The sequence below is a fragment of the Puniceibacterium antarcticum genome (assembly GCF_002760615.1).
Taxonomy (GTDB): Bacteria; Pseudomonadota; Alphaproteobacteria; order Rhodobacterales; family Rhodobacteraceae; genus Puniceibacterium; species Puniceibacterium antarcticum.
This window is the reverse complement of sequence record NZ_AWWI01000121.1, coordinates 66,966-92,737: the sequence shown is the minus strand read 5'-3', so window position 1 is coordinate 92,737 and position 25,772 is coordinate 66,966. Positions and strand designations below refer to the sequence as shown.

General features: G+C 60.5%; 24 protein-coding genes. 7 read left to right on the top strand and 17 right to left on the bottom strand.

The genetic code is table 11. From position 1 onward, the window contains the following. Nucleotides 1-2: 2 nt before the first annotated feature. From P775_RS17475 to P775_RS17465, 3 genes are all read left to right on the top strand, one after another. Complete coding sequence (locus P775_RS17475) at nucleotides 3-2,180, top strand: RNA degradosome polyphosphate kinase (protein WP_099912180.1); 2,178 nt, start codon at nucleotides 3-5, stop codon at nucleotides 2,178-2,180. Between the two features lie 250 nt (nucleotides 2,181-2,430). Then, the gene (locus P775_RS17470) at nucleotides 2,431-3,729 is read left to right on the top strand and encodes a flagellin N-terminal helical domain-containing protein (protein WP_099912179.1); all 1,299 of its coding nucleotides are present in this window, start codon (nucleotides 2,431-2,433) and stop codon (nucleotides 3,727-3,729) included. Nucleotides 3,730-3,896: 167 nt separating this feature from the next. Next, nucleotides 3,897-5,441, top strand: coding sequence for a Ppx/GppA family phosphatase (locus P775_RS17465; RefSeq protein WP_099912436.1), 1,545 nt, complete (start codon nucleotides 3,897-3,899; stop codon nucleotides 5,439-5,441). Nucleotides 5,442-5,648: 207 nt separating this feature from the next. Here the strand turns inward: P775_RS17465 and P775_RS17460 are convergent, their stop codons facing one another. From P775_RS17460 to scpA, 5 genes are all read right to left on the bottom strand, one after another. Continuing rightward, nucleotides 5,649-6,008: a hypothetical protein gene (locus tag P775_RS17460; RefSeq protein WP_099912178.1), complete on the bottom strand. Its 360-nt coding sequence runs from the start codon at nucleotides 6,006-6,008 to the stop codon at nucleotides 5,649-5,651. A 132-nt stretch (nucleotides 6,009-6,140) separates the two neighbouring features. Beyond that, the gene (locus tag P775_RS17455; RefSeq protein WP_099912177.1) at nucleotides 6,141-6,824 is read right to left on the bottom strand and encodes a molecular chaperone DjiA; all 684 of its coding nucleotides are present in this window, start codon (nucleotides 6,822-6,824) and stop codon (nucleotides 6,141-6,143) included. Nucleotides 6,825-6,922: 98 nt separating this feature from the next. Further along, nucleotides 6,923-7,402 (bottom strand): GNAT family N-acetyltransferase, encoded by a 480-nt coding sequence (locus P775_RS17450; RefSeq protein WP_099912176.1) that lies wholly within the window; start codon nucleotides 7,400-7,402, stop codon nucleotides 6,923-6,925. Then, nucleotides 7,399-8,013: a VOC family protein gene (locus P775_RS17445; RefSeq protein ID WP_245875743.1), complete on the bottom strand. Its 615-nt coding sequence runs from the start codon at nucleotides 8,011-8,013 to the stop codon at nucleotides 7,399-7,401. The genes P775_RS17450 and P775_RS17445 overlap by 4 nt, the downstream gene beginning before the upstream one ends. Nucleotides 8,014-8,187: 174 nt before the next feature. Next, nucleotides 8,188-10,317, bottom strand: coding sequence for a methylmalonyl-CoA mutase (gene scpA / locus P775_RS17440; protein ID WP_099912174.1), 2,130 nt, complete (start codon nucleotides 10,315-10,317; stop codon nucleotides 8,188-8,190). A gap of 255 nt (nucleotides 10,318-10,572) precedes the next feature. Between scpA and P775_RS17435 the strand changes: the two genes are divergently transcribed. Continuing rightward, a complete protein-coding gene (locus P775_RS17435; RefSeq protein ID WP_245875742.1) occupies nucleotides 10,573-10,956 on the top strand; it encodes a DUF4174 domain-containing protein in 384 nt (127 codons plus the stop codon). 96 nt (nucleotides 10,957-11,052) lie between these two features. Here the strand turns inward: P775_RS17435 and P775_RS17430 are convergent, their stop codons facing one another. The 7 genes from P775_RS17430 to P775_RS17405 all read right to left on the bottom strand — a co-directional run bounded on the left by P775_RS17430 (nucleotide 11,053) and on the right by P775_RS17405 (nucleotide 16,921). Then, a complete protein-coding gene (locus P775_RS17430) occupies nucleotides 11,053-13,053 on the bottom strand; it encodes an acetyl-CoA carboxylase biotin carboxylase subunit (RefSeq protein ID WP_099912172.1) in 2,001 nt (666 codons plus the stop codon). A gap of 133 nt (nucleotides 13,054-13,186) precedes the next feature. Continuing rightward, on the bottom strand, nucleotides 13,187-13,393 hold the full coding sequence (locus P775_RS17425; protein WP_099912171.1) for a hypothetical protein: 207 nt from the start codon (nucleotides 13,391-13,393) through the stop codon (nucleotides 13,187-13,189). 220 nt (nucleotides 13,394-13,613) lie between these two features. Beyond that, the gene (locus P775_RS17420) at nucleotides 13,614-13,973 is read right to left on the bottom strand and encodes a hypothetical protein (protein ID WP_099912170.1); all 360 of its coding nucleotides are present in this window, start codon (nucleotides 13,971-13,973) and stop codon (nucleotides 13,614-13,616) included. A 90-nt stretch (nucleotides 13,974-14,063) separates the two neighbouring features. Next, nucleotides 14,064-14,210, bottom strand: coding sequence for a hypothetical protein (locus P775_RS28145; RefSeq protein ID WP_180287485.1), 147 nt, complete (start codon nucleotides 14,208-14,210; stop codon nucleotides 14,064-14,066). 211 nt (nucleotides 14,211-14,421) lie between these two features. Continuing rightward, nucleotides 14,422-14,805 carry a DUF6497 family protein gene (locus P775_RS27660; protein WP_281256107.1) on the bottom strand — a complete coding sequence of 128 codons (384 nt, stop codon included), beginning with the start codon at nucleotides 14,803-14,805 and terminating at the stop codon, nucleotides 14,422-14,424. 104 nt (nucleotides 14,806-14,909) lie between these two features. Next, on the bottom strand, nucleotides 14,910-15,335 hold the full coding sequence (locus P775_RS17410; RefSeq protein ID WP_245875741.1) for a hypothetical protein: 426 nt from the start codon (nucleotides 15,333-15,335) through the stop codon (nucleotides 14,910-14,912). A gap of 53 nt (nucleotides 15,336-15,388) precedes the next feature. Continuing rightward, on the bottom strand, nucleotides 15,389-16,921 hold the full coding sequence (locus P775_RS17405; protein WP_099912168.1) for an acyl-CoA carboxylase subunit beta: 1,533 nt from the start codon (nucleotides 16,919-16,921) through the stop codon (nucleotides 15,389-15,391). 175 nt (nucleotides 16,922-17,096) lie between these two features. On the opposite strand from P775_RS17405, the gene P775_RS17400 reads away from it, so the two are divergent. Together P775_RS17400 and P775_RS17395 are read left to right on the top strand one after the other, a co-directional pair. Further along, nucleotides 17,097-18,323, top strand: a complete 1,227-nt coding sequence (locus tag P775_RS17400) for a multidrug effflux MFS transporter (protein WP_099912167.1) — start codon at nucleotides 17,097-17,099, stop codon at nucleotides 18,321-18,323. 44 nt (nucleotides 18,324-18,367) lie between these two features. Then, nucleotides 18,368-19,768: a helix-turn-helix domain-containing protein gene (locus P775_RS17395; protein WP_099912166.1), complete on the top strand. Its 1,401-nt coding sequence runs from the start codon at nucleotides 18,368-18,370 to the stop codon at nucleotides 19,766-19,768. A 21-nt stretch (nucleotides 19,769-19,789) separates the two neighbouring features. On the opposite strand, the gene P775_RS17390 is transcribed toward P775_RS17395, so the two are convergent. From P775_RS17390 to gatC, 4 genes are read right to left on the bottom strand one after another with little or no spacing between them, the layout of a single operon-like run. Continuing rightward, nucleotides 19,790-20,485 (bottom strand): N-acetylmuramoyl-L-alanine amidase, encoded by a 696-nt coding sequence (locus P775_RS17390; protein ID WP_099912165.1) that lies wholly within the window; start codon nucleotides 20,483-20,485, stop codon nucleotides 19,790-19,792. Next, entirely contained in the window at nucleotides 20,446-21,117 is a 672-nt protein-coding gene (locus tag P775_RS17385) for a hypothetical protein (RefSeq protein ID WP_099912164.1), read from the bottom strand. Before P775_RS17385 ends, P775_RS17390 begins: the two co-directional genes overlap by 40 nt. A gap of 35 nt (nucleotides 21,118-21,152) precedes the next feature. Continuing rightward, nucleotides 21,153-22,640, bottom strand: coding sequence for an Asp-tRNA(Asn)/Glu-tRNA(Gln) amidotransferase subunit GatA (gatA, locus tag P775_RS17380; RefSeq protein WP_099912434.1), 1,488 nt, complete (start codon nucleotides 22,638-22,640; stop codon nucleotides 21,153-21,155). Then, nucleotides 22,640-22,927: an Asp-tRNA(Asn)/Glu-tRNA(Gln) amidotransferase subunit GatC gene (gene gatC, locus P775_RS17375; protein ID WP_099912163.1), complete on the bottom strand. Its 288-nt coding sequence runs from the start codon at nucleotides 22,925-22,927 to the stop codon at nucleotides 22,640-22,642. Before gatC ends, gatA begins: the two co-directional genes overlap by 1 nt. A 260-nt stretch (nucleotides 22,928-23,187) precedes the next feature. Here gatC and P775_RS17370 point away from each other — a divergent pair, with 260 nt between their 5' ends. Next, nucleotides 23,188-23,880, top strand: coding sequence for a metal-dependent hydrolase (locus P775_RS17370; RefSeq protein WP_099912162.1), 693 nt, complete (start codon nucleotides 23,188-23,190; stop codon nucleotides 23,878-23,880). A gap of 59 nt (nucleotides 23,881-23,939) precedes the next feature. Here P775_RS17370 and P775_RS17365 read toward each other — a convergent pair whose 3' ends face one another. Continuing rightward, nucleotides 23,940-25,637, bottom strand: coding sequence for a peptide ABC transporter substrate-binding protein (locus tag P775_RS17365; protein ID WP_099912161.1), 1,698 nt, complete (start codon nucleotides 25,635-25,637; stop codon nucleotides 23,940-23,942). Between the last annotated feature and the right edge of the window lie 135 nt (nucleotides 25,638-25,772).

The window sequence follows — 25,772 nt, the reverse complement described above, 5'->3', positions numbered from 1 at the left end:
TCATGACACAAGCAGATTTCCTCAAAGCCCCGCTTCCAGAGCCGGTCGAAATGCCCGATCTTGACCTCTCAGGCCCTAGCCGTTTCTACAACCGAGAGCTGAGTTGGCTCGGCTTCAACTGGCGGGTGCTGGAAGAGGCAGAGAATCCGCGTGTCCCTCTCCTCGAACGCCTGCGCTTTGTTTCGATCTCTGCGGCGAACCTTGATGAATTTTACACTGTCCGCGTCGCGGGCCTGCGCGAACTCGCCCAGGCGGGCAACACGACCCCTGCCGCCGACGGGCTGACGCCCCTCGCCCAGCTGATTCTGATCAACGAAGACGCGCGCAAGCTTATGGCCGCGCAGCAGCGCGTTCTGACCGCCCTGCGCGCAGAGATGGAGACGCAGGGAATAACCATCGTTTCGCGTGCTGAACTGACACCCGAGGACGCGGAGCATCTGCGCGAAACGTTTCTCGAACAGATCTTTCCGGTCTTATCGCCTCTGGCCATTGATCCGGCGCATCCCTTCCCCTTCATCGCAAACAACGGCTACTGCCTTGCCCTGCAACTGGAGCGCAGCCGGGACAAACGCGGCCTGCAGGCGCTTTTGCCGATCCCGGCACAGATCGACCGCTTTGTTGCCATGCCCGCCCCTGAAGGGCAGCACCGGTTCATCTTCCTTGAGGATGTGTTGCTCGTGCATATCGACAGCTTGTTTCCGGGCTACCGGGTCAAGGATCAGTTCGGCTTCCGCGTGCTGCGCGACAGTGACCTTGAGGTCGAGGAAGAGGCCGAGGATCTGGTTCGCGAATTCGAGGTGGCGCTGAAACGCCGCCGTCGCGGTGAAGTCGTGCGTCTGACCATCTCTGCCGGTGCACCCAAAAGCCTGAAATCCGTTGTGATGCGTGAATTGCACGTCAAGGATGACGAGGTCATCGAACTTGAGGGCATGATAGGTGCCGCCGATCTTAAGGAACTGGTACTGGACGAACGCCCTGACCTGCTGTGGCCCCTGTTCACCCCGCGTGTGCCGGAACGTGTGCAGGACCACGACGGCGACATGTTTGCCGCGATCCAGCAAAAAGACATGCTGCTGCACCACCCTTATGAGACCTTCGAGATGGTGACGCGGTTCCTGGCCCAGGCCGCCCGTGATCCAAACGTGGTGGCGATCAAGCAGACGCTGTATCGGACCTCGCGCAACTCTCCCATCGTCGATGCGCTGTGCGAAGCGGCCGAGGACGGCAAATCGGTGACTGCGCTGGTCGAGCTCAAGGCTCGTTTTGACGAGGCGGCCAACATCCGCCAGTCACGCCGTCTGGAACGATCCGGCGCGCATGTGGTCTATGGCTTCCTCGACTGGAAGACCCATGCCAAGATTTCTGCGGTGGTGCGCCGCGAAGGCGCAAAGCTGGTGACCTACACCCATTTCGGCACCGGGAACTATCACCCGATCACCGCCAAGATCTATACAGACCTGTCGTTTTTCACATGTGATGCGAAACTGGGACGCGATGCGTCAAAGGTCTTCAACTATCTCTCGGGCTATGCACTTCCCGAGCGGCTGGAAAACCTTGCGATCTCACCCCATTCACTGAAGCCCAAGATCCTCGAGATGATCGCCGCAGAGGCCGAGCATGCCCGCAATGGCAGGCACGCGCAGATCTGGGTCAAGATGAACTCTCTGATCGAGCCAGACATCATCGACGCGCTCTATGCCGCATCTCAGGCCGGAGTAAAAATCGATCTGGTCATCCGCGGCATCTGTGGCATTCGCCCCGGGATCAAGGGACTGTCTGAGAATATCCGGGTGAAATCCATCGTCGGGCGGTTCCTGGAACACAGCCGGATCGCCTGCTTTGGCAACGGCCACGGGCTGCCGCACCGCAAGTCGCGGGTCTTCATCTCATCCGCAGACTGGATGGGGCGCAACCTGAGCAGACGCGTCGAAACTCTGGTCGAGATCGAGAATGACACAGTCAAGGCCCAGATCGTCAGCCAGATCATGGCCGCAAATCTGGCGGACACGGCTCAAAGCTGGGTGATGGAACCGTCCGGCGCCTTTGTCCGTCATCCAATGGCCGAAGGCGAATTCTCCTTCAACTGCCACCGCTTCTTTATGGAAAACCCGTCGCTTTCCGGGCGCGGCTCCGCAGGGGCAAAGGATGTTCCGCAGCTGACCCATACCGATGATAACTGAAAGATCACATCGCATATGGCGTCACAGTCAAACAGCAAGTTGCGCCATATTTCGGTCAAAATAACGCCCCGAAAACGCCTGTTTCTATCAACGAAACTTTAACTGGTGTTGCCGCATATTAATATTTGTCCGGAAACGTTGTGATCCACAGGTCAGTGTATGACCTGTGCATTTCCAAATGGATAACAACAGCTGACATTAGTGTCAGACGACTGCGTAGAACGCGCTTCATGAAAAATATGGGTGTTTTATGTCCAGTATCCTGACAAACCAAGGGTCCATGGTGGCGCTGCAAACCTTGCGCTCTGTAAATCACGGCCTCGCACAAACGCGGATCGAGATAGCCACAGGAAAATCTGTGGCGACCTCCGCCGACAACGCGTCAATCTGGTCAATCTCAAAGGTGATGGAGTCGGATGTATTCAGTTTCAGAAAGATTTCCGACAGCCTGACATTGGGCGACTCCACCATTGCGGTTGCGCGCCAAGGGGCCGAAACGATCACCGACCTGCTGAGCAACATGAAAAAACTGATCGTCTCCGCCCAGGTCGGCAATGTCGACCGTGAAAAAATCCAGACCAACATCACAAAATTGAAGGAACAGATCGAAGGGATCGTCGGCATGGCGAGCTTTAACGGTCAGAACCTACTGCAAAATACCGCAACAACTGCAAAGTCGGGCAAAATCTCAATCCTGTCCTCTCTGGACCGCACTTCAAGCTCCATCGACTCTTCGCATATCTCTGTCCGTCGCCGCGACATGAACACGGGCGCAGCGACCATTGCCGCATCCGGGGGCTCCTACACGGCGAATACTGTCACAGCGACCCTGGACGCCACCCAATCCGTGACGCTCGACGCCAGCGCAGTGCAGGTCGAGGCGGGCGCCGCCTATTCTCTGTCAATCTTTGGCACCGATGCAGATTTATCCGTTTTCAACACTTCTGATCTGAACAGCGCTGCAGGCGCGATCCAGAGTCAGGCGGAAATGGCAGCCTCTGAACTCAGCTATGTTGCTCGCGACGGCGACACGATGAGCGATGTGGCACGCGCCCTGACTCTGAAATTTGCGGGATATGCGGCGCGGCGCGAAATCGACAGTTCTGTTCTGACCCTCACCGCCACGGGAAGCACCATAACGGCACGCTCTGACGTCACCAGCGGTACCGATACGATCGCGATTGGCCTGAATCTGCTTGAGGCCGATGCCGGTAACACCATCGGCGGCGGGCTGGACATGCTGAGCACGTTGAACGTGACCACGGATGAGGGCGCCCGCGCCGCATTGGGCCAGATCGAGGGAATGATCCAAACCTCGATTGATGCCGCTGCTGCTTTGGGTTCGGATCAGGGGCGGCTGGAAACCCAGTCAGAGTTCATATCAAGCATCAGCACAGCACTGAAAAGCGGTATCGGACAGATGGTTGATTTTGACCTGATCGAAACTTCGGCCCGCCTGCAGGCCCTTCAGGTGCAGCAACAGCTCACAATACAGGCCCTGTCGATTGCCAATGATGCTCCGCGCGCGCTGCTGCCATTGTTCCGCTGACCTGCCGCTTTGGCGACGTGCCTTGACAGCAGGGGCAGCACTGGCAGCCTTGCCCACCCTCGTGTAATGTGGGCATCCCAAGCACCTGTGACGTAAAGAAAACCCTCTGCTTTCTTGACGCGAGGGGACCGGTAAGCCATGTTGCGCCCAAGCTTCAGGGGATGATCATGAACAGCATTTCGGACCCATCTCATCCCGAATGGGGGCCTTTTGGTCGACCGCTGTTCGACGATCCACTCGCCCGGGCGCTCTCACGTGTGGGCGTTATCGACATTGGGTCCAACTCTGTCCGCCTGGTGGTGTTTGATGGGGCAGCTCGATCTCCTGCATATTTCTACAATGAAAAGATCATGTGCGGTCTCGGTGCGGGCATGTCCGACACCGGTCGTCTGAACCCCGAAGGCAAGGTGCGCGCCTTTGCGGCAATCCGCCGGTTCCAAATGCTGGCCGAAGGAATGAACCTGCCGCCGCTCACCGCCGTCGCAACAGCCGCCATGCGCGAGGCCGAGGATGGCCCGGCCTTTCGCGAAGAGGTCGAAGCGGCCACCGGTCTGCGGATCTGGGTGATTGATGGCGAGGAAGAGGCCCGCCTGTCAGCGCAAGGCGTGCTTCTGGGCTGGCCCGGGGCCTACGGGTTGATCTGCGACATCGGCGGGTCGTCCATGGAACTGGCAGAAATCGCAGATGGCCGGGTGGGCCGCCGGGTCAGTTCGAAGCTCGGCCCGCTTAAATTGCGTGATCAGCCGGGCGGCAAGAAACAACGCGACATCGTGATCCGCGAGGCTATGAATCAATTGTCCCAGACCATGGGCACACAGCGCGACCGGCTGTTCCTGGTCGGCGGTTCTTGGCGGGCCATTGCGCGGATCGACATGCACCGTCAGGCCTATCCGCTTCACGTGCTGCACGAATACCGCATGACTGCAAAGACCGTGCAGGCCACGATCAAATACATCGAAAAGGCCGACCTTGAGACGTTGCGCAGCGAGTGCAACCTGTCCTCTGCCCGGATGTCCCTTGTGCCCTATGCCGCCGAAGTGCTGCGCCGTCTGATTCAGGTATTCAAACCCAAGGACATCGCGATTTCGAGCTACGGCATCCGTGAAGGTCTGCTGTATGAGCAGATGCCGCAAAGCCTGCGCGACCGCGATCCACTGGTCGAATCCTGCCGCTTTGCCGAGGCAAAGGATGCCCGTCTGCCCGGCTTTGGCAAGACGCTGTACAAATTCGTTTTTCCGATCTTTCGCAACGCTCCCGAAGCAAAGCTGCGTCTGGTCAAGGCCGCATGCCTGTTGCACGATGTCAGCTGGCGCGCCCACCCCGACTATCGGGCCGAGACCTGTTTTGACAACGCCACCCGCGCCAACCTCGGCGGGCTGAGCCATGCGGAACGCGTGTTCCTTGGCCTTGCGCTTCTGCACCGCTACCGAAACAAACGCGAAGGCACCCGGTTCGAGGATCTTTACGTTCTGCTGGATGAAAAGGGCAAGCAACAGGCCGAAATCTTGGGCAAGGCCATGCGATTCGGCGCCATGCTCTGGATGTCCGACACCTCGCAGGCAGGCGCATCGCTGGAATGGCAGCCCAAGAATAAGGTTCTGAAACTGAAACTCACCAAGGCGGCCCAGCCGCTTTTTGGCGAAGTGGCCGAGTCGCGTTTTGGCTCTCTAGCCCGATCGATGGGGGCACAAAGCCAAGTCATCCGGGTCTAAAGCGTCCCGCCTTAAACTTGGATCGATTGTTCGCTGCCTGTCGGCTGCGCCTCCAACGCTAAAAGCGATGAGTGTGTTTCAGGTTAAAGCCGAGACGCTCTGGATCCTGTGCCTTCAACGTCAGTCCCGAAGCCAGCCCGCACGCAGTTAATCCGGTAAAAACGATCTTCCTGCTGTCGGCGTGCCCTTGATCAAGAGTATGGAGCGTCATATCTCGATTTCTTCGGCTTCCGGCTCCGGCGCCAGTTCTTCGGGAGTTTTGTGGCGCATGATGATGTCACCGTTGGGCAGCATTTCAGGCGGATGATAGACTGACCAGTCGTCCACTTCGCCCATCAGATCACTCAGCGCCGGGCCCATCTGCTGAACAAAGTCCCGCATCTTGGGACCCATTTCTCCGGTCAGATCCTGCATATCGCCCAGAACTGGCCCCATCTGCTGCATCAGCCCGCGAAACAATTGGCGCGCGCCTTCTTTCATGAGGTCAAAACCTTCACCCTCAGCCTCCTGCGCATGCAGGGGTGTGGCGAGTGTGACAACAAGGGCGGCGGCTGTAAGTTTTTTCATGGGATCAATATAGTCACGCCAAACCCACGCTGTAAGGGGTCCGCCGCAATATCAAACCCGACGTCCATAGATCCAGCCTCGCACACCACGACGTTTCGACTTGGACCCGAAACAAGCTCAAGTCGAAACGTTTTATGCCGTCGCTCGGGACGACACCTCTTGCCAAGCGCGGTTGATATCGATCAGGCGGCGTTCAGACATCTTAACCGCTTCGGGGGGCACACCACGCGCAATCATGCGGTCCGGGTGGCTTTCGCGCACAAGTGCCTTCCAGGCTCGGCGCACTTCGGAAATTGGCGTATCTGGGGCGACCCCAAGAACGCTGAACGGATCAGGCGCGGCATCGGGCACAAAGCGCGTGCGCAGAGCAAGAAACTGACTTTGCGACAGGCCAAAAATCTGCGCCACCCGCTCCAGAAAGGCATCTTCGGCCGGATGATAAACGCCATCGGCCATGGCGATGCGGAACAGCCCTTCCATAAGATCGCAAAGCGCGGCGGTTTCTGTCCCGAACATCGCGCGGATGCGGCGGGCATATTCCTCGAATCCCGCCACGTCCTGTCGGGCAAGGTTGAAGACACGCGCCGCCCCCGCCTCATCCTCGGGAGCGATGTGAAAGATCTCGCGAAAGGCAGTCACCTCGGCCCGGGTGACCAGACCGTCGGCCTTGGCCATCTTGGCGCTTAGGGCAATGACCGCAATCGTGAAGGCGACAGACCGTTCCGGCGGTGAGCGCAGCTTTTCAAAGACGGCAGACAGCCCTTCGCCCTTTGTCAGGGCGGCGACGGCATCGGATATGCGTTTCCAGATCGACATGGTGTCATTTTATGCTAACCGCGCCGGATTGTCAGCGCGGTTCGTCAAATTGCAGCAATTCTGTCGCCCCTGTGATCAGGCCGTGGGCGACCCTCCACTCAAAGCCTCTTTTGCATCAGGATTAGGTCGATCCAACGATCAAATTTATGACCGACCTCGGGCAAACGGGCGATCTCGGTAAAGCCAAGAGCGGCATGAAACGGCACGGCAGCGGGATTTTCGGCGCTGATCCCGGCCCAAAGACTGTGCACCCCTTCGGCGCGTGCGTGATCACACAGCGCCGACATCAACCCACGCCCCACACCCTGGCCGCGCGCCTGAGGTGCCAGCATAATGGAATGCTCCTTGGTGCGGGCATATCCGGGGCCATTGCGAAACGGGCCATAGGTGGCAAATCCGACAACCTGTCCCTCCAGATCCGCCACCTGAAAGGCGGCGCTGCGCGCAGCAATATCTGCACAAATACCGGCCTCTGTCTTGAGTTCGGTGGTAAAGGTGATTGCAGTGCCTTCAATGACATCGTTCCAGATTGTCACAATCTGGTCCGCATCCCGGCCCTGTGCCGCGCGCACCTTCACTGCAGGATTCTCCGACCCGCCTTGGTCACGAAATCTGCCACAAGTCCCGGCGCGTCACCCCTTTCGAAAGACACACGGCCATCGGCAAGCACCGGCTGCAAAATCTGACGCAGTTCATCCGCCTCTGGATGGCACACGCGCAGCCTTTGCAGCTCTGGACCGCCAGTGTCCATCGACGTGCCGGGCGGCACCGGGCTGTGCCATTGGATCAGCGCAGGAAACAGGCCGTCAAACCACAGCTGCCCGTCCGCGGGCACCGCCATGGACCATTCAAGCGTGCCGCGGCTCAGCCGCACCGGAAGTCCCGCCCTCGGCAGTCTCTTAAGCGCCGCATCCAGATCCTCGACGCGACAGATCCATTTATCCAGCCGCGGACGCCCGGAAAAACCGTCCAGACCGAACCAGCGCGGATAGGATTTTGGTGGCGCAGCTGGGTCTATGGCAATCGCTTCGAGGTAAAGGCCGTCAGCAAGCCCGAGAAGCCGGTTATGGGTGGCGTAATGTTCGTGTTTGCCGCCGGGCAAAAGCGGAAGGCCCAGCGCAGTTTCAACATAAACGGCGGCTTCGTCCAACGTTTCGCCCAGTACGGCGATGTGATCCAGAACCAACACTCTTTCGCCCCCTTCTAGATATTCTTGCGGCGACGATAGGCCAGAGCGTGGGAACTGAACAGACACAAGGCATTGCGACATTCTGGTGTGTCAGCCGGGCAACGGGGCCAACACCAACTGGCGTCCCGCCGCCGCGGATAAGACAGCCGTGCGGGATGCTCTTTTGGGTCTTGTTCAGGCCCGCGCCGCGCGGATCAGTTTCAGGATGTCCTGCGCCGCTGTCGGGATGTTGGTGCCCGGTCCAAAGATCGCCTTGACCCCCGCATCATACAGAAACTGGTAATCCTGCTGCGGGATCACGCCACCACACACCACCAGAATATCCCCGGCCCCCGCATCCTTGAGCGCCTGAACAAGTTTCGGCGCCAGCGTCTTGTGCCCCGCCGCCTGAGACGAAATGCCGATCACGTGCACATCGTTGTCAACAGCATCCTGCGCCGCCTCTTCGGGGGTCTGGAACAGGGGGCCGACATCGACGTCGAACCCGATATCGGCAAAGGCGGTGGCGATGACCTTGGCGCCGCGGTCGTGGCCGTCCTGCCCCATCTTGACCACCAGCATACGCGGGCGACGCCCCTCTTCCTCGGCGAAATCCTCGACCGATTTCTGGATCGCGGCAAAGCCTGCATCCCCTTCATAGGCCGCACCATAGACGCCGGCCAAGGTCTTGACCTCGGCCCGGTGGCGGCCAAACACCTTTTCCATCGCCATGCTGATTTCCCCCACAGTGGCCCGCGCCCGGGCGGCATTGACCGCACCGTCGAGCAGATTGCCACCCTCGGACGAGCGACGTGTCAACTCTTCGAGGGCTGCGGTACAGGCCGCCTCGTCCCGGGTGGCGCGGATGCTCTTGAGCCGGGCAATCTGGCTCTCGCGGACTTCGTCATTGTCGATGTCGCGAATGTCGAGCGGGTCTTCCTTGTCCTTGCGGTACTTGTTGACACCCACAATGACCTCGGTGCCCCGGTCGATATCAGCCTGACGACGGGCGGCGGTTTCCTCGATCCGCAGCTTCGGCATGCCGGTGGCAACGGCCTTGGTCATGCCGCCCATTTCATCGACTTCCTCGATGATCTCCCAGGCGGCTTCGGCCAGATCGGCAGTCAGCTTTTCCACGTAATACGAGCCAGCCAGCGGATCGACCACGTTGGTCACGCCGGTTTCCTCTTGCAGGATCAGCTGGGTGTTGCGCGCGATCCGGGCAGAGAAATCGGTGGGCAGGGCAATCGCCTCGTCCAGCGCGTTGGTGTGGAGGGATTGCGTGCCGCCCAGAACCGCGCTCATCGCTTCATAAGCCGTTCGGATCACGTTGTTATAGGGGTCCTGTTCGGCCAGCGTCACACCGGAGGTCTGACAATGGGTGCGCAGCATCTTGGATTTCGGGTCCTGCGCGCCAAGTTCGGTCATGATCCGGTGCCAAAGCATACGGGCCGCGCGCAGCTTGGCCACCTCCATGAAGAAATTCTTGCCGATGGCGAAAAAGAACGACAGCCGTCCGGCGAATTTGTCGATGTCCATGCCGCGCGCCATGGCGGTTTTGACGTATTCCTTGCCGTCGGCAAGGGTAAATGCCAGCTCCTGCACCAGGTTCGCGCCGGCCTCTTGCATGTGATAGCCGCTGATGCTGATCGAATTGAACTTTGGCATCTCGGCGCTGGTATATTCGATGATATCCGCAATGATCCGCATCGACGGCTCGGGCGGGTAGACATAGGTGTTGCGGACCATGAATTCCTTGAGGATGTCGTTCTGGATCGTTCCAGACAGCACTTTGCGGTCATGTCCCTGCTCTTCGCCCGCGACGATAAAAGAGGCAAGGATCGGGATCACCGCGCCGTTCATCGTCATTGACACAGAGACCTGATCCAGCGGGATGCCGTCGAACAGGATCTTCATATCCTCAACGGAATCGATAGCGACACCGGCCTTGCCCACATCGCCCTCGACCCTCGGGTGGTCGCTGTCATAGCCACGGTGCGTCGCCAAATCAAAGGCAACAGAGACACCCTGCTGACCGGCGGCCAGATTGCGGCGGTAAAAGGCGTTGGATTCCTCGGCGGTTGAGAAACCGGCATATTGACGGATGGTCCAGGGACGGCCGGCATACATCGTCGCCTTCACGCCCCGGGTGAACGGCTCCTGCCCCGGCAACGTTCCCAGATGTTCCAGGCCTTCGACATCCTCGGCCGTATAGACCGGCTGCACGGCGATGCCTTCGAGCGTCATCCAAGTCAGATCGTCGACACTGCGCCCGCGCAGCTCTTTTTCGGCAAGTGCGCGCCATTGCTCGTTGGTGGCTGTCATGGTCCTGTCGTCCTCTTGTCAGAAGCTCCGGAGGTCAATCTCTGGCCTCGTCTGGTTCTCTGGGTTGGCGTTCCGGGCTGGCGCGCGCCTGTGAAACCACGCACCATAGCAAACTTTTCTTGGCTCCTGGCGCTTTGGCAGTTCGCTTTGGCAGCGCGAGCCCCTATATCTCTTTGTATGAGAACAGGCTTTGCCCTTGCTGTCGCAGCATTTTTCGCCATCACGCAGCCGGTCCTTGCGGCCGGCGCGGATGCCATGCCCGACACCGACGAGATGATCATCTCTGCTGAAGGGCATGACCTGAGCGAATTCAAATGGTTGAAACGACCCGTCGTAGTGTTGGCCAACAATCCGGCAGACCCGCGATATGTGCAGCAGATGGAGCTGATCACCGAACGGCTCGACGTACTGGCCGAACGCGATGTGGTGGTGATCACCGACACCGATCCTGCCGCCAAGACCGCGATCCGCGAACAGTTGCGGGCACGGGATTTCATGGTTGTGCTGCTGTCCAAGGAAGGCACCATCGTGCTGCGCAAACCATTCCCCTGGGATGTGCGCGAACTGTCGCGCGCCATAGACAAACTGCCGCTGCGCCAGCAGGAATACCGTGACCGGCGCGATATGCTGCGGCGCTGAGGGAAACCACAGCGCACCTGCCCCGAACACAGCCCCTCAGCCCCGATTGCACGGCGGGTTGAAACACGGGTCTGGGGCAGGACGCGCGGCATCGGCCTATTCGAACTCCAGGATCACATCATCCACAGCAAGACTGTCACCAGCGGCGGCATTGACCTTGGCCACGATGCCCTTGCGTTCGGCACGCAGGATGTTTTCCATCTTCATCGCCTCGACCGTGCAGAGCGCCTGACCTTCCTGCACCTCATCACCGGCCTCGACATTGACCTTCACGATCAGGCCCGGCATCGGGCAGAGCAGCAGTTTTGATGTGTCGGCGGGCACTTTTTCAGGCATGAGACGCGCAAGTTCCGCCTGACGCGGGCTGCGCACATGCACCTTGAGATCCGCGCCGCGCGAGCGGATGCGGAAGCCGCCCGAGATCTTGCCAACCTTGAGCACCAGAGGCGCGCCATCGACATCCATCGTGGCCAGCTGATCGCCCGGCGTCCAGTTGCCCGAGACGCGCAGAGTCGCACCGTCGGCAAAGGTGACGCTGGCGCCGTCGTGATCGGCCGCGATGGTCACATCATGGCTTTGGCCCTGAAGTGTCACGTTCCAATTGTTGCCAACCTTACGTTCGTGGTTGTCCAGCGTGCCCGATACCCGCGCGCGGCGAATTTCGGCAACGCGGTTCATCGCAACACAGGTGGCCGCAATCCGGCGCAGCGCATCATCTGAAAGGTCGACCCCGTTGAAGCCCTCGGGATATTCCTCGGCGATAAAGGCGGTGGTGATGTTGCCGCTGACGAATTTGGGATGGTCCATGACGGCAGACAGGAACGGCAGGTTGTGACCGATCCCCTCAACCTCGAACGCATCCAGCGCGTTGCGCATCGCCTCGATCGCCTGTGCGCGGTCGGGGGCCCATGTGCACAGCTTGGCGATCATCGGGTCGTAATACATGCTGATCTCGCCGCCCTCGAATACACCGGTGTCATTGCGCACCTTGGCACCTTCGACGGCGATTTCGGCGGGCGGGCGATAGCGGGTGAGACGTCCGATCGAGGGCAGGAAACCGCGATAGGGATCTTCGGCATAGAGGCGGCTTTCCATCGCCCAGCCGTTCAATTTCACATCATCTTGGGTGATGCTGAGCGCTTCGCCATTGGCGACGCGGATCATCTGTTCGACAAGGTCGATGCCGGTGATCAGCTCGGTCACCGGATGTTCCACCTGCAGACGGGTGTTCATTTCGAGGAAGTAGAAATTCCTGTCACCATCAACGATGAATTCAACCGTTCCAGCGCTGGTATAGCCCACGGCCTGAGCCAGCGCGCAGGCCTGTTCGCCCATCGCCTTGCGGGTTTCGGGATCAAGGAAGGGGCTGGGCGCCTCTTCGATAACCTTCTGGTTGCGGCGCTGGATCGAACATTCGCGCTCGCCTAGGTAAATGCAGTTGCCATGGGCGTCGGCCAGCACCTGAATTTCGATATGGCGGGGTTGTGTGACGAACTTTTCGATAAAGATCCGGTCATCACCAAAGCTGCTTGCTGCCTCGTTCTTGGAGGATTGAAAGCCGTCACGAACCTCGTCCTCTTTCCAAGCGATGCGCATGCCTTTACCGCCGCCGCCGGCAGAGGCCTTGATCATCACCGGATAGCCGATCTCGCCCGAAATCTTGATCGCCTCATCCCCGTCGGCGATCAGACCCATATAGCCGGGAACGGTACTTACCCCCGCCTCCTGCGCGATTTTCTTGCTGGTGATCTTGTCGCCCATCTTTTCGATGGCGCCGACCGGCGGGCCGACAAAGGCGACGCCCGCTGCGGCAAGAGCCTCGGCAAATTTCGGATTTTCAGACAAGAACCCATAGCCCGGGTGCACCGCCTGTGCGCCACTTTTCCGGACGGCCTCCATCACCTTGTCGATCACGATATAGGATTGGTTGGCGGGGGATGGCCCGATATGCACCGACTCATCCGCCATTTCGACATGCAGGGCATTGCGGTCGGCATCAGAATAGATCGCAACCGTTTTGATCCCCATCTTGCGGGCGGTCTTTATGACCCGGCAGGCAATCTCGCCCCGGTTGGCGATCAAAATCTTATTGAACATACCTGTCCCCCTTCAACGCATGTCTTGGCCGTCGGGAAATCCCGCAGCATCGCAAACAAAAAAACCACCAGAGCACGAGGCTCTGATGGCTTTAATTGGTCTGATAGGGCCGCGTGTGGCCCGGAATCTCAGATCAGCGGCAAACGTTCCGTGCAACGTTGTCACAGGTAACGCCTGCTGCGATACCCGCAGCCGCGCCGATGGTGCCGTCACCGCCAAGGGCACGGTCAACGGCATAACCGCCAACACCGCCCAGCGCGCCACGCTCAAGATCACTACCTTCACACGCCGCAAGGCCGGTGAGAGCGAGAATAGCTGTGAGTTTTGCAAAGTTCCGCATCGAATGGACTCCCTATTTTTCATGCCTGTCGATAACCGCATAACTCTCAAACGTGATGCATTGTTCCAGCCAAATCTGAAAACACCCATCTCGTCGGCGGAGCTCCGCCTGTAGGCGGCCTTTCCTTCTGCCCCGCTGCCAACGCATGCGCAACGGTCGGGTTTGGCGGCAGAACGCACCCCCGACGCGCTGCGCATCTGCATCGGCTGGGGCAGAAGGTTCACGTCCAAAGACCCTTTTCAAAGGCATCCGGGAAGGAACGGCGCGCTATCTGCTCGTCTATGACCAGCAATGCCTCATAACTTTCGGGATCGAACGGATCTTCCACGGGCAACACTTCGCGCCCGAACAGCCAGCTCAGCCGCCCCGCGTCCAGATTGCCACGCTCGAAAGGCTCATCCCCGAAATGCGCCCAAAGCGCCGCCATGAACCACAAATCGGCGCGCTTGTCCGGTGGTCGGCGGTCCGCATAGCGTTCGCGCTTGGTCAGGGGCGTTGCGCCCTTCGGGTTAGCGCGACGGACGACGAATTGAAAATCTGTGCCGGGCAATCGCCCGGGAAAGCCACGGTGCTTCAGCAAAAGCGGCCCTCCTCTTTTTGAAGGACCATGAAATGGCCGGAAACGGTGGCGCGGTGCGGGACAGGCCTCAGGGCCCGTCCCGGCGTCTTATTACTTATACTTACCAGTGTACACAGGCTCGGCAGTGATCGGCTCCGGCGCGACAACCACATACTCTTCTTCCTGCTGTTGCTGGCCACATGCAGACAGCGCGGCGACAAAGCCGAACATTGCAAACAATTTGATGCTCTTGGACATTTCATACTCCTGACAGATTCAACGGAACCGACATAGCCCGACGGGCCAGCCAATCCTCGTCCTTTTCGAACGGTCACTCTGATGTAACCGTTCCCACGATTATCGAAAAAATTGCGAAAAAGAAATGGAATGCCCGCTGAGCGGGTAACCTGTGCCCCTAAAGCCTCACAAAGCGGCACCGCCTCACGCTCAGGCTCCCTGCACACCCTCATCAGAACGGCTCCCAGACGCAGCGACCATCGTTAAGGCTGTAAGATTCAAAGAACTGGGTGATCTCAGGCGAGGGCACGCCAAAGTCAGTCGGCGCTTGAGAGAGGGAGATCACGATCAGCGATGGGCGCGCCCTCAGATCTGGCAGTCTGCCCAAGGCGTAGCTTTGACACAGCTCCTCCATATCCGCGGTCACGCGGTCATACTCCGCACCATCCGCGACCCAAGGCGCGACAAAGCGGAACCGCGCGACCGGTGCCATCCCCGACGCGTCCTCGATCACTTCCTGAAGCTGCGCGGTATCTCCGGATGACAAGGTGATGATTTCCTCCGTGACATCACTCGCCGCAGAACTGGCTTGCCCCAAAGAACCCGCTGCCAACATCATTATGACAAAGACGCCGCCGCGCCCCCGTTGCAGAACGCCTTGCGCTGGGGACGTGCGGTACTGGGTCAGGCCCACGGTTCTATGCACTGGCCTCAAAGACATCAGCCCTGCCCCCCAACCCGCGCCCAAGTGCACCAGCGTGCACGGCGCGCCGGATCGTTCAACAGCACCTCAATCCGCTGCACAGCAGACCTTGTCGCAGGGCCAGACATCAGTCGCCCCCCGGCACGCACGCACACGCTATCGCCGTCTTGTGACACCTCGACCACCGGGGAAAACCCCCGCAACCCCTGCAATTCGCGCCAGAGGTCCTGCCGGATCTGCCGCGCCAGTCGGCTGGCCTTCACCCGGGGCAAACGGGTGCTGGCGCAGAGGTCAAACCGGGCGGGCAAGTGGCGCGACAGAGTATAGCTGCCCGCAATACGGGTCACATACCAGCCGTCGCGCAGACGCACGCCGGTTTGCGCCAGCGGCATCTGCGCGCCATCAGCGCGCGACACATCCAGAGATTTGATAACGTCAGTCACATCGGCCTCTTGCCACCGGGGCATTGCGTATAAAATCCATCAGAAACAGGGCATCAAAGCGGAATATTATCGTGTTTTTTCCAAGGGTTGGTCAGTTTCTTGCCGCGCAGCGCGGCAAAGGCCCGACTGACCCGCTTGCGGGTGCTGCGCGGTTGGATCACTTCGTCGATAAAGCCACGTTCGGCGGCGACAAAAGGATTGGCAAAGCGGTCCTCATAGCTTTTGGCATGGGCGGCAATCTTTTCAGCATCCCCAAGATCCGCACGGTGAATGATCTCGGTCGCGCCCTTGGCGCCCATAACGGCGATTTCCGCCGTGGGCCAAGCATAGTTGTAATCGCCCCGCAAATGCTTTGACGACATCACGTCATAGGCCCCGCCATAGGCCTTGCGGGTGATCACCGTCACTTTGGGCACCGTCGCCTCGCCATAGGCGAACAGCAGCTTGGCGCCGTGCTTGATCACACCGCCGAATTCCTGCGACGTGCCCGGAAGGAAGCCCGGAACATCAACCAGCGTCAGGATCGGGATTTCAAACGCATCGCAAAACCGCACGAACCGTGCTGCCTTGCGCGAGCTGTCGATGTCGAGGCATCCAGCCAGCACCATCGGCTGGTTCGCCACCACACCCACGGTCTGCCCCTCAAGGCGCATGAACCCGGTGATGATGTTCTTCGCGAAATTCTCCTGAATCTCGTAGAAATCCGCCTCGTCCGCAATCTTGAGGATCAGTTCCTTCATGTCATAGGGCGTATTGGCATTTTCGGGGATCAGCGTGTCGAGCGATTTTTCCACCCGGCCCGGTTCGTCAAAGAACGGGCGCACCGGCGGCTTTTCACGATTGGAGAGCGGCAGAAAATCCACCAGACGCCGCACTTCGGCCAGCGCCTCGACGTCATTCTCAAACGCGCCGTCTGCGACGGACGACTTGCGCGTGTGGGTCGAGGCGCCGCCAAGTTCCTCGGCAGTCACCACCTCGTTCGTCACCGTCTTGACCACATCGGGGCCCGTCACGAACATGTAGGACGAATCCTGCACCATAAAGATGAAATCCGTCATCGCGGGGGAATAGACCGCGCCTCCGGCGCAAGGGCCCATGATCAGCGAAATCTGCGGCACCACGCCGGACGCCATCACGTTTCGCTGAAACACCTCTGCATAACCGGCAAGCGAGGCCACACCCTCCTGAATACGCGCACCGCCGGAATCGTTGATGCCGATCACCGGCGCACCATTCTGCATCGCCATATCCATGATCTTACAGATCTTCTGGGCATGGGTTTCCGAAAGCGACCCGCCCAGAACAGTGAAATCCTGACTGAAGACATAGACCATACGCCCGTTGATCGTGCCCCATCCGGTCACAACCCCGTCGCCATAAACCTTGTTCTGCTCCATGCCGAAATCGGTACAGCGGTGGGTGACGAACATGTCGAATTCTTCAAAACTGTCCTCGTCCAGCAACAGCTCGACCCGTTCGCGCGCGGTCAGCTTGCCTTTGGCATGCTGCGCGTCGATGCGGTTCTGACCTCCGCCAAGGCGGGCTTCGGCGCGACGGCCTTCGAGTACCTGAAGAATATCTTTCATGGTGGTCTCCCTCGTTTGGGCAGAAAATACAGGGCCTGAGACTTGGCTCAAGTGTCTTTTAGCAAATTTGCAAACTTTGGAGACGAGACATAATGCAAAATGCAAATTTGCATATTCGCTGCTTTTTGCAACCTGTCATTGGACATGGCCTCAGCATCGGCTTAAGTCGCTGCAGATGCAAGATACTCCGATCGTCCGGTTTCTGGACCGCTCCACGCCGCCCCATATCTCGACCTTGATCCTGCTCGCAGGATTATCGGCATTGGCGATGAACGTTTTTCTGCCCAGCCTGCCGCATATGACCGAGTTCTTCGACACCGAATACCGGTTGATGCAGCTCTCTGTGGCGATCTATCTGGCGGTGAACGCCCTGCTGCAGGTGTTCATCGGCCCGATTTCGGACAAGCTCGGCCGCCGCCCCGTGCTGCTGGGCGGTATTGCGATCTTCTGTGTCGCCACTTTGGGCTGTCTTCTGGCGCGGGACGTCTATGTGTTCCTGACCTTCCGCATGCTGCAGGCGGTGATCGTCTCTGCAATGGTGCTGTCACGGGCCGTGGTGCGCGATATGGTTCCACAGGAACAGGCCGCGTCGATGATCGGCTATGTCACCATGGGCGTGTCGGTGGTGCCGATGATCGGTCCCGCCATCGGCGGCCTGCTGGACGAAGCTTTTGGCTGGCAATCCACCTTTTGGCTGCTGCTGGTCCTTGGCCTCGGGCTGCTATGGCTCACCTGGCGCGATCTGGGCGAGACGGCCACGAAAAGCACCCTGACACTGGGCCAGCAGTTCCGCGAATACCCTGAACTGCTGCGCGCCCCGCGATTCTGGGGCTATGCGCTGGCCTCCGGTTTTGCTTCGGGCGCGTTCTTTGCCTATCTGGGCGGTGCTCCTTTTGTCGGCTCGGTGGTGTTTTCCCTCAGCCCCTCTGCTCTGGGCCTTTACTTTGGTGCGCCCGCCATCGGGTATTTCGCGGGCAACTTCCTGTCCGGGCGCTATTCCACCAGCGTCGGCGTGAACCGGATGGTCTACTGGGGCACCCTGTTCAACGCCCTCGGGATTGGCCTGAACCTGCTGGTGCTGGCCCTCGGCCTTGGCACGGTCGAAACCTTCTTCGGCCTCATGATTTTTGTCGGCCTTGGCAACGGCATGTCGATCCCAAATGCCACGGCGGGCATGCTGTCGGTGCGTCCGCATCTCGCCGGCACAGCCAGCGGCCTTGGCGGCGCGATCATGATCGGCGGCGGCGCGGCCCTGTCCGCGCTGGCCGGTGCGCTGCTACAACCCGGAACTGGTGCCTGGCCGCTGCTTTGGATCATGTTCGTGACAAGCCTGCTGGCCGTTGTCTGCATCCGCTTCGTGATCTGGCGCGAAAAGCAGCTGATAGGGCTGGACCCAGCCTGACTTCTTTGCAAACCTGACACAGCAGGTTTGCAAAGGATCCCGCGATGTCCGCCAGAAAGCTTTACGCCGGCGCCAAGCTGCGCGAGATCCGCACGCGGCTCAGCCTCACGCAAAAGGATTTTGCAACCAAACTGGGCGTCTCGCTGCCCTATCTCAACCAGATGGAAAATAACAATCGCCCGGTCAGCACGACGGTGGTTCTGGCGCTGGCGCAAGAATTCGGTCTGGACGTCACCGAACTGGGCCAAGGCGATTCCGAACGGCTGGTCAGCGACATGCGAGAGGCGTTGGCAGATCCGGTGTTCGGCGATGCCGCGCCGCCCTTGGCCGATCTGCGCCTGACAGCCTCAAACGCCCCTGCCTTTGCCCGCGCCTTTCTGGAATTGCACAAGGCGTACCGCCAAACCCATGAACGCCTTGCCAGTCTGGACGAGGCTTTGGGGCGCGAAGGCGCACAACTGCAACCCAGCCCCTGGGAAGAGGTGCGCGACTTCTTCCACTATTGCGACAATTACATCGATGCGGTGGACCGCACGGCCGAACGCTTTGCTGATCTGCTGCAGGGCGAAGGCGACATTCGCAGCGCCACCATCGCCCGCCTGGCGCGCAAGGGCATCACTGTGCGCTTTGACCACACCAGCCCCCTGCGGCAGTTCGATCCAAAGACCGGGGTTCTGACCCTGTCCACCCTTGCCCCGCCCGAAACCCAGACCTTTCAGCTGCTGCTGCAGGTGGCGCTGCTGCGTCAGGATCTGCCGCTGGAGGCAACGCTGGATCTGGCCAAGTTCCAGACCGAGGCGGCGCGCAGCATCGCCAAGATCGGCCTTGCGAACTACTTTGCCGGGGCGGCGATGATGCCCTATGCTGCCTTCCTGCGCGCCGCACAGGACACGCGCCACGATCTCGAACGCCTCGCCACGCTGTTTGGCGCCTCGATCGAACAGGTGGCGCATCGGCTGTCCACACTACAGCGTCCCGGCGCCAAGGGAATTCCCTTTTTCTTTGTGCGCGTCGATCAGGCTGGCACAATCACCAAGCGCCATTCCTCGACTCGGCTGCAATTTGCCCGCTTTGGCGGGGCCTGCCCGCTGTGGAACGTGCACGGGGCATTTGAAACGCCCGGGCAGTTCCTGCGCCAGCTGGCAGAAACCCCGGATGGCGTGCGCTATATCAGCCTCGCGCGGGATGTGAGCAAACCCGGCGGCCATTTTGGTGCCCCGGTACGGCGCTACGCGATTGCTCTGGGGTGCGAAGTGAAACATGCCCGCGCTATGGTCTACGCCGATGGGATGGATCTGGACCGCGATGCCGCGTTCGAACCCATCGGGATCTCGTGCCGCATCTGTGAGCGGACAAGCTGCCATCAGCGCTCTGTCCCCCCCCTGGAACGCAGGCTCTATGTCACGCCCAACCGGCGCGGCGTACTACCTTACGAGCTGGAATAGCGGCAGCTGACAGGCCCTGCCTCAGCCCGCAGGCCAGCGCGCAGCAAGATCGGCCATGAGGGCCGTGTCAGCGTCGCAAACCGCGCCGCCCGCCCCGGGGCGAAACCGCTCACGGAAGGCCTGCAACAACAGCGCTTCACCCCCCTCAGGCAGAGCATAGCCAAAACGCTGAGCATCGCGGTAAAAATCTCCACCAGCGCGGACTTCGGGCCAGATGGATAACCCCAGACGCGCCAGCCGCCGCCAGTCGAACCTTGGACCCGGATCGATCTTGCGCCCCAGCGCCATATCCGCATGGCCGATCACACCTTTAGGCGCGATGCCCCAGCGCGTCTGGATACCGATCAACAGATCGTCCAGCACCGCCATCTGCGGTTCTGAAAAGGGTTGCGCGCCGGTATTGGCCAGCTCGATCCCGATAGAATGGGAATTGACGTCCCTGACCGTGCCCCACTGCCCCGCCCCGGCATGCCAGGCGCGCTGCTCTTCGGCCACCAGATGCCAGATCTGCCCCTTGGGGCAGATCACGTAATGCGCCGACACCTCTGCCTGCGGATCACACAAGCGATCCCGCGCCGCGATTGCCGTTTGCATCGCTGTATAGTGGATCACCACCAAAGACGGTACCGCGCCATCCCGACGCGGACCGCAATTCGGCGAGGGATGCCAGAGCGCCGTCAGTTCCTGCGGACCGCGCGATAGGGGCTCGGATCCCAGGCGCAGGCATAGCCGTCACCATCGGGATCGAGGCTATAGCGGTCCCGCTCGGGGCCACCCGCAGCCAGAAACGCCTCCTGCGCCAGATCGGGCGAAGCATAGCCCGCACAGGCGCGCGCAGCCTTTGTTTCGGATTTGAACACCGAGCGGGTGTAAAGCGGCGTGCCGATGGAATTCGAGGTGTTCAGCGCATAGGCGACGATATTGGGCCCGCTGGCCCCCGCCCGGCTGGGCAGCGCCGTGGGCTGGATCACCTGATACTGCGCGCGGTTGCGTGCAATCATCGCGGCATCGGCTGCGATGTCCCGCTCACCCGACACGGCATCAAAGTTGTTCTCTTGCGAAATGCCGGCCGCATTGGTCGCCACCTGCGGCTCCAGATTGGACCCCGCGCTGCTGAAAGTCGATCCGCCCAGCGCGGATTCAGCCGCGGCAATCGCCGGATCGCCATTATCAAGATTCGAGGACATCACCCCGGCCGGTGCCGGAACAAAGCCGCCCTGACCGCTGTCCTGCGCATTGCCCAGCAGCTCTGCCTCGCGGCGGGCCTGACGATCGCTGATATCAGTGCCAGATCCGGCACAACCCGCCAGCGTCAGCGCCGCCACACCACATAAGAGAAACTGTTTCATCCGTCCTGTCATCCTTTGCGTCCCCAAGCCGCCTCTTACCACCATTTGGCAGGCTTTGCGACAAAACCCGCAGCCTGCTCAAGAGCATAGGCCGTGTTCAACAAATCGCCCTCTTCCCAGGGCCGCCCGATCAGTTGCAGCCCCAGCGGCAACCCCTGCTTGTCCAAACCCGCCGGAACACAAACGCCTGGAAGCCCCGCAAGGTTCACGGTGACGGTGAAAACATCATTCAGATACATCTGAACCGGGTCCGCATGGCTCATCTCACCCAGACCAAAGGCCGCCGACGGTGTCGCAGGCGTCAGGATCGCGTCGATGCCATCGGCAAAGACGGTTTCAAAGTCGCGCTTGATCAATGTGCGTACCTTGCGGGCGCGATTGTAATACGCGTCATAAAAGCCTGCTGACAACACGTAGGTGCCGATCATCACTCGGCGCTGTACCTCGGGGCCAAAGCCTTCGGCGCGGGTCTTTTCATACATCTCGGTGATGCCGTCACCCTGCCCCAGCTGCGCACGGTGGCCATAGCGCACTCCGTCATACCGCGCGAGGTTCGAAGATGCCTCGGCCGGAGCAATCACATAATACGCAGGCAGCGCGTATTTCGTATGCGGCAAAGAGATATCGACGATCTCGGCACCTGCATCCTTCAGCATCTTGGTGCCCTCAGCCCAGAGCGCCTCGATCTCCTGCGGCATGCCGTCCATGCGATACTCACGCGGGATACCGATCTTCTTGCCGCGGATGTCGCCGGTCAGCATCGCCTCGAAATCCGGCACCGCCAGATCGGCGGATGTGGAATCCTTCGGGTCAAAGCCGCACATGCCCTGCAGCATGATCGCCGCGTCGCGCACATCTTTGGTCATCGGCCCCGCCTGATCGAGCGAAGAGGCAAAGGCCACGATCCCCCAGCGCGAACAGCGCCCGTAGGTCGGCTTGATCCCAGTGATGCCGACAAAGGCCGCAGGCTGGCGTATCGACCCGCCGGTATCGGTGCCTGTGGCACCCAGACACAGATCTGCCGCAACCGCCGAGGCAGAGCCGCCGGACGAGCCGCCCGGGGTCAGTGCCGTATCGTCGTCGCTGCGCCGCCACGGGTTGACCGCATTGCCATAGGCCGAGGTCTCGTTGGACGAGCCCATGGCGAATTCATCCATGTTGAGCTTGCCCAGCATGACCGCGCCCGCATCAAACAGCTGGCTGGTCACGGTGCTTTCATACTCGGGCTTGAACCCCTGCAGAATGCGGCTCGCCGCCTGGCTCGGCACACCCTTGGTGCAGAACAGATCCTTGATCCCCAGCGGAATACCGCAGAGGTCCGGGCTTTCACCAGCTTTGATCCGCGCATCAGCCGCCTTGGCCTGCTCCAGCGCCAGATCAGGCGTCTTGTGCACAAAGGCGTTCAGCGCGCCGGCCCCTTCGATGGCAGACAGACAGGCCTCGGTCAGCGCAACCGAGGTCAGATCCCCCTTGCGCAGCGCATCGCGCGCCTCGGAAATCTTGAGCTTGGTCAGATCCGGCATCATTCCACCACCTTCGGTACGGCAAAGAATCCTTCGCGGGCATCGGGCGCGTTGGCCAGGATCTTGTCCTGCATCCCGCCATCCGTTACCCCGTCCTGCCGGCGCGGCAGGCGCATCGGCGTGACCGACACCATCGGTTCGACCCCGTCAACATCCACCTCCCCAAGCTGCTCTATGAACCCCAGAATGGTGTTGAACTCTTCGGCAAGCGCCGGCAGGGCGTCTTCAGCCACCTTGATACGGGCCAGCTTGGCCACGCGGGCGGCGGTCTCTACGTCAATGGACATGGGGGCCTCTTTGGTCTGAACTCGGACGTGTGCTCTTGAAAGATGCGTTTACCCGTGCCCGGCGCCGCCCGCAAGCATCTGGCCCGCCAAAACCACGTGCCGCTGCAAATCACGCCCCCTGCGTTCCCTTTTCTGGTTTCATCTGCCCCTAAATATCCCGGGGAGTGTGAGGGGCTGGCCCCTCACGGCGCTGCTCTCGACTTGCCCGAAGACCAGATCATACTTACCTGCGGTGCAAACATCACAAAGGACAGTTCCCCATGAACATCATCTGGCTCGGCCACAGCGGCTTTCGCATTGAAATTGCAGGGCAGGTGCTGCTGCTTGATCCCTGGCTCAATGGCAATCCCATGCTGCCCGAAGATCAGCACGCCGCAGCAACCGACGGCGCGACACATATCCTGCTGACCCATGCCCATGGCGATCACGCGGCTGACGTGCTGCCGCTGGCGAAAAAGGCCGGCATCCCGGTGGTTGGCCAATATGACCTCATGAGCCATTGGGAAGCCACCGAAGGGATCGAGGTTGTCGGCTTCAACAAGGGCGGCACGGTTTCCCTGGGCGATGTCAGCGTGACCATGGTTCATGCCACGCATTCCACATCGATCTCGACCCCCGGCGGCCCGCAGGTCACGGGCAGCGAATGCGGCTTCATGATTTCCGGCGAAGGGCACACAATCTATGTTTCGGGGGACACCGATGTGATGGCCGACATGGGGGTGTTCCAGGCGCTGCACCAACCCGATATCGGCATTCTCTGCGCAGGCGGGCATTTCACCATGGACATGCGCCGCGCCGCTTATGCCGCCAAAACCTTTTTTGACTTCAAGACGCTGATCCCCTGCCATTACCGCACCTTCCCGCTGCTCGAACAATCCGCAGACCTGCTGGTGCGCGAACTGCCCGGCGTCGACGTCGTTGAACCTCAGGTGATGTCGCCCATCACACTCTGAAGACTGCTGCCACCCTCAGCCGCGCCGGGGCCCTCATTACAAAGGACCCCGGCCACGCGTCACTTGGCGCGATACCAGTCAGCGATGTTCCAGATCTGGCTGTCCCAACTGTTCATCCGCACCCCGGCCAGCGTTCTGGCCTTGCCAGAAATGATACGGCGATGGATCAGCGGCACGATGGAATAGGACTCGATCAGCAGATCATTCATCTTGCGCGCGATCTCGCCCCGCGCTTCCAGCGACGCCGCCGTGCGGAACTCCGTGATCAGCGCCTCATACGCGTCCGAGCAGAAACGCTGGATATTGTTGCCCTGCCACTGCGTTTCGGGGGACGGGATGTTCGCGCAGCTCCAGTTGCCCAGAAATGCCTCGGGGTCCTGCCCCTTGGAATTGTCGGTATACATCTGAACATCGGCAAAGAACTTCTGCCGCGTGTCCGGTGACCCGGGGTCCGCGCCGAAAAAGACCGAGGCGTCGATGTTGCGCAGCTCGGTTTCCACGCCGATCTGGCCCCACCAATCCTTGATCATCGCCTGACTGTCCTGACGCACGCCATTGGTCGAGGTCTGGAACAGGATCGACAGCGGCCTGCCATCCTTGTCCCGCACCCCGTCACCATCGCTGTCGCTCCAGCCTGCCGCATCCAGCAGCGCCTTGGCACCCTCCAGGTCTTGGACCACGCAGCCATCATTGGCATTCGACGTGTACAGATCCGGCGCAGGTACAACGGCGCAGCCCGCCTGACCCGCATCCCCATACAGCGTCTCGGCGATCAGGGTCCGGTCGATGGCCATCGACAGCGCCTTGCCCACACGCGGATCGCTCAGAAACGGATGTGCGCGCCCCGCCGCGGTGGACCGCGCCTCGCCCAGTTCGGGATCAGGATCGCTCTGGTTCAGGAACAGGAATTCCACCGCCGGACCATCGCCGGTGATCATCTCGCCGGGACCATCCGACATCTGGGTCAGCACATCCGGCGAAAGCTGCAGGTTCCATGCGTAATCCACCTCGCCCGTCTGCAACACGGCGCGCGCGGCCGAGGACGGATCACCACCGCCCTTGATGGTCACCGTGGCAAAGGCCGGCTTGTCCGCCTCGCGATACTGCGGGTTCAGGACATAGGTGATCACATCATTGGCGCGGAAATCGTCGACCATATAGGGGCCGGTACCGATGGGATGGGTATTCTGTTCGGTGCATTGCGCCACGCGCGCACCGGTGCAATCTGCAAACTGGACCGCTTGCAGAAGCGGCGCTTCAGAGCTGACAAAAGCGTTGTAGGGATAGGGCTTCGGTTCAGAAAACTGCACCTCGATCGTGCGCTCATCCAGCGCCACAATATCCGCGACCCCATCGAACTGCGACAGCGCCGCGCAGCCGCTTGCCTCGTCCGTGCAGTATTGCCAGGTAAAGATCGCATCCTGCGCCGTCACCGCGCTGCCATCTGACCAGCGCAGCCCGTCGCGCAACCGCCAGGTGATCTTTTTCAGATCCGCGCTGACACCGCCATTTTCGATTGTGGGAATATCCTCGGCCAGGATCGGCACCAGCGCGCCCGTCTCGTCAAACCGCGCCAGCGGTTCCAGCACCAGTGACGCCGCTTCGACCTCCTTGGCGATGCCCGACAGATAGGGGTTCATCGTCGATGCGGCCTGCCAGTACAGGATGCGCAAGGCCCCGTCGCTGCCGCGCTCTGCGCTGGCAGTCATCGGAAGCAGCGACAGCGCCGTTCCGACCATCAGTGCAAATGTCTTCATCAGAGGACTCTCCTGTTGGATCTTTGCCCGAACACATGTGCGCGTCCGGCCAGATGGGTGCGCCCGGCCCTGGCAATCTTGCGTCGCCTGTCGGAGCATTTGTAATAAATGTTGCGCAGCATTCAGCAATCAGTC

What these genes read in the sequence shown, in the direction of transcription:
- P775_RS17475 (WP_099912180.1), top strand. Translation starts at nt 3, where the DNA reads ATGACACAAGCAGATTTCCTCAAAGCCCCGCTTCCAGAGCCGGTCGAA.
- P775_RS17470 (WP_099912179.1), top strand. Translation starts at nt 2,431, where the DNA reads ATGTCCAGTATCCTGACAAACCAAGGGTCCATGGTGGCGCTGCAAACC.
- P775_RS17465 (WP_099912436.1), top strand. Translation starts at nt 3,897, where the DNA reads ATGAACAGCATTTCGGACCCATCTCATCCCGAATGGGGGCCTTTTGGT.
- P775_RS17460 (WP_099912178.1), bottom strand. Translation starts at nt 6,008, where the DNA reads ATGAAAAAACTTACAGCCGCCGCCCTTGTTGTCACACTCGCCACACCC.
- P775_RS17455 (WP_099912177.1), bottom strand. Translation starts at nt 6,824, where the DNA reads ATGTCGATCTGGAAACGCATATCCGATGCCGTCGCCGCCCTGACAAAG.
- scpA (WP_099912174.1), bottom strand. Translation starts at nt 10,317, where the DNA reads ATGACAGCCACCAACGAGCAATGGCGCGCACTTGCCGAAAAAGAGCTG.
- P775_RS17435 (WP_245875742.1), top strand. Translation starts at nt 10,573, where the DNA reads ATGCCCGACACCGACGAGATGATCATCTCTGCTGAAGGGCATGACCTG.
- P775_RS17430 (WP_099912172.1), bottom strand. Translation starts at nt 13,053, where the DNA reads ATGTTCAATAAGATTTTGATCGCCAACCGGGGCGAGATTGCCTGCCGG.
- P775_RS17425 (WP_099912171.1), bottom strand. Translation starts at nt 13,393, where the DNA reads ATGCGGAACTTTGCAAAACTCACAGCTATTCTCGCTCTCACCGGCCTT.
- P775_RS28145 (WP_180287485.1), bottom strand. Translation starts at nt 14,210, where the DNA reads ATGTCCAAGAGCATCAAATTGTTTGCAATGTTCGGCTTTGTCGCCGCG.
- P775_RS27660 (WP_281256107.1), bottom strand. Translation starts at nt 14,805, where the DNA reads ATGTTGGCAGCGGGTTCTTTGGGGCAAGCCAGTTCTGCGGCGAGTGAT.
- P775_RS17405 (WP_099912168.1), bottom strand. Translation starts at nt 16,921, where the DNA reads ATGAAAGATATTCTTCAGGTACTCGAAGGCCGTCGCGCCGAAGCCCGC.
- P775_RS17400 (WP_099912167.1), top strand. Translation starts at nt 17,097, where the DNA reads ATGCAAGATACTCCGATCGTCCGGTTTCTGGACCGCTCCACGCCGCCC.
- P775_RS17395 (WP_099912166.1), top strand. Translation starts at nt 18,368, where the DNA reads ATGTCCGCCAGAAAGCTTTACGCCGGCGCCAAGCTGCGCGAGATCCGC.
- P775_RS17385 (WP_099912164.1), bottom strand. Translation starts at nt 21,117, where the DNA reads ATGAAACAGTTTCTCTTATGTGGTGTGGCGGCGCTGACGCTGGCGGGT.
- gatA (WP_099912434.1), bottom strand. Translation starts at nt 22,640, where the DNA reads ATGCCGGATCTGACCAAGCTCAAGATTTCCGAGGCGCGCGATGCGCTG.
- gatC (WP_099912163.1), bottom strand. Translation starts at nt 22,927, where the DNA reads ATGTCCATTGACGTAGAGACCGCCGCCCGCGTGGCCAAGCTGGCCCGT.
- P775_RS17370 (WP_099912162.1), top strand. Translation starts at nt 23,188, where the DNA reads ATGAACATCATCTGGCTCGGCCACAGCGGCTTTCGCATTGAAATTGCA.
- P775_RS17365 (WP_099912161.1), bottom strand. Translation starts at nt 25,637, where the DNA reads ATGAAGACATTTGCACTGATGGTCGGAACGGCGCTGTCGCTGCTTCCG.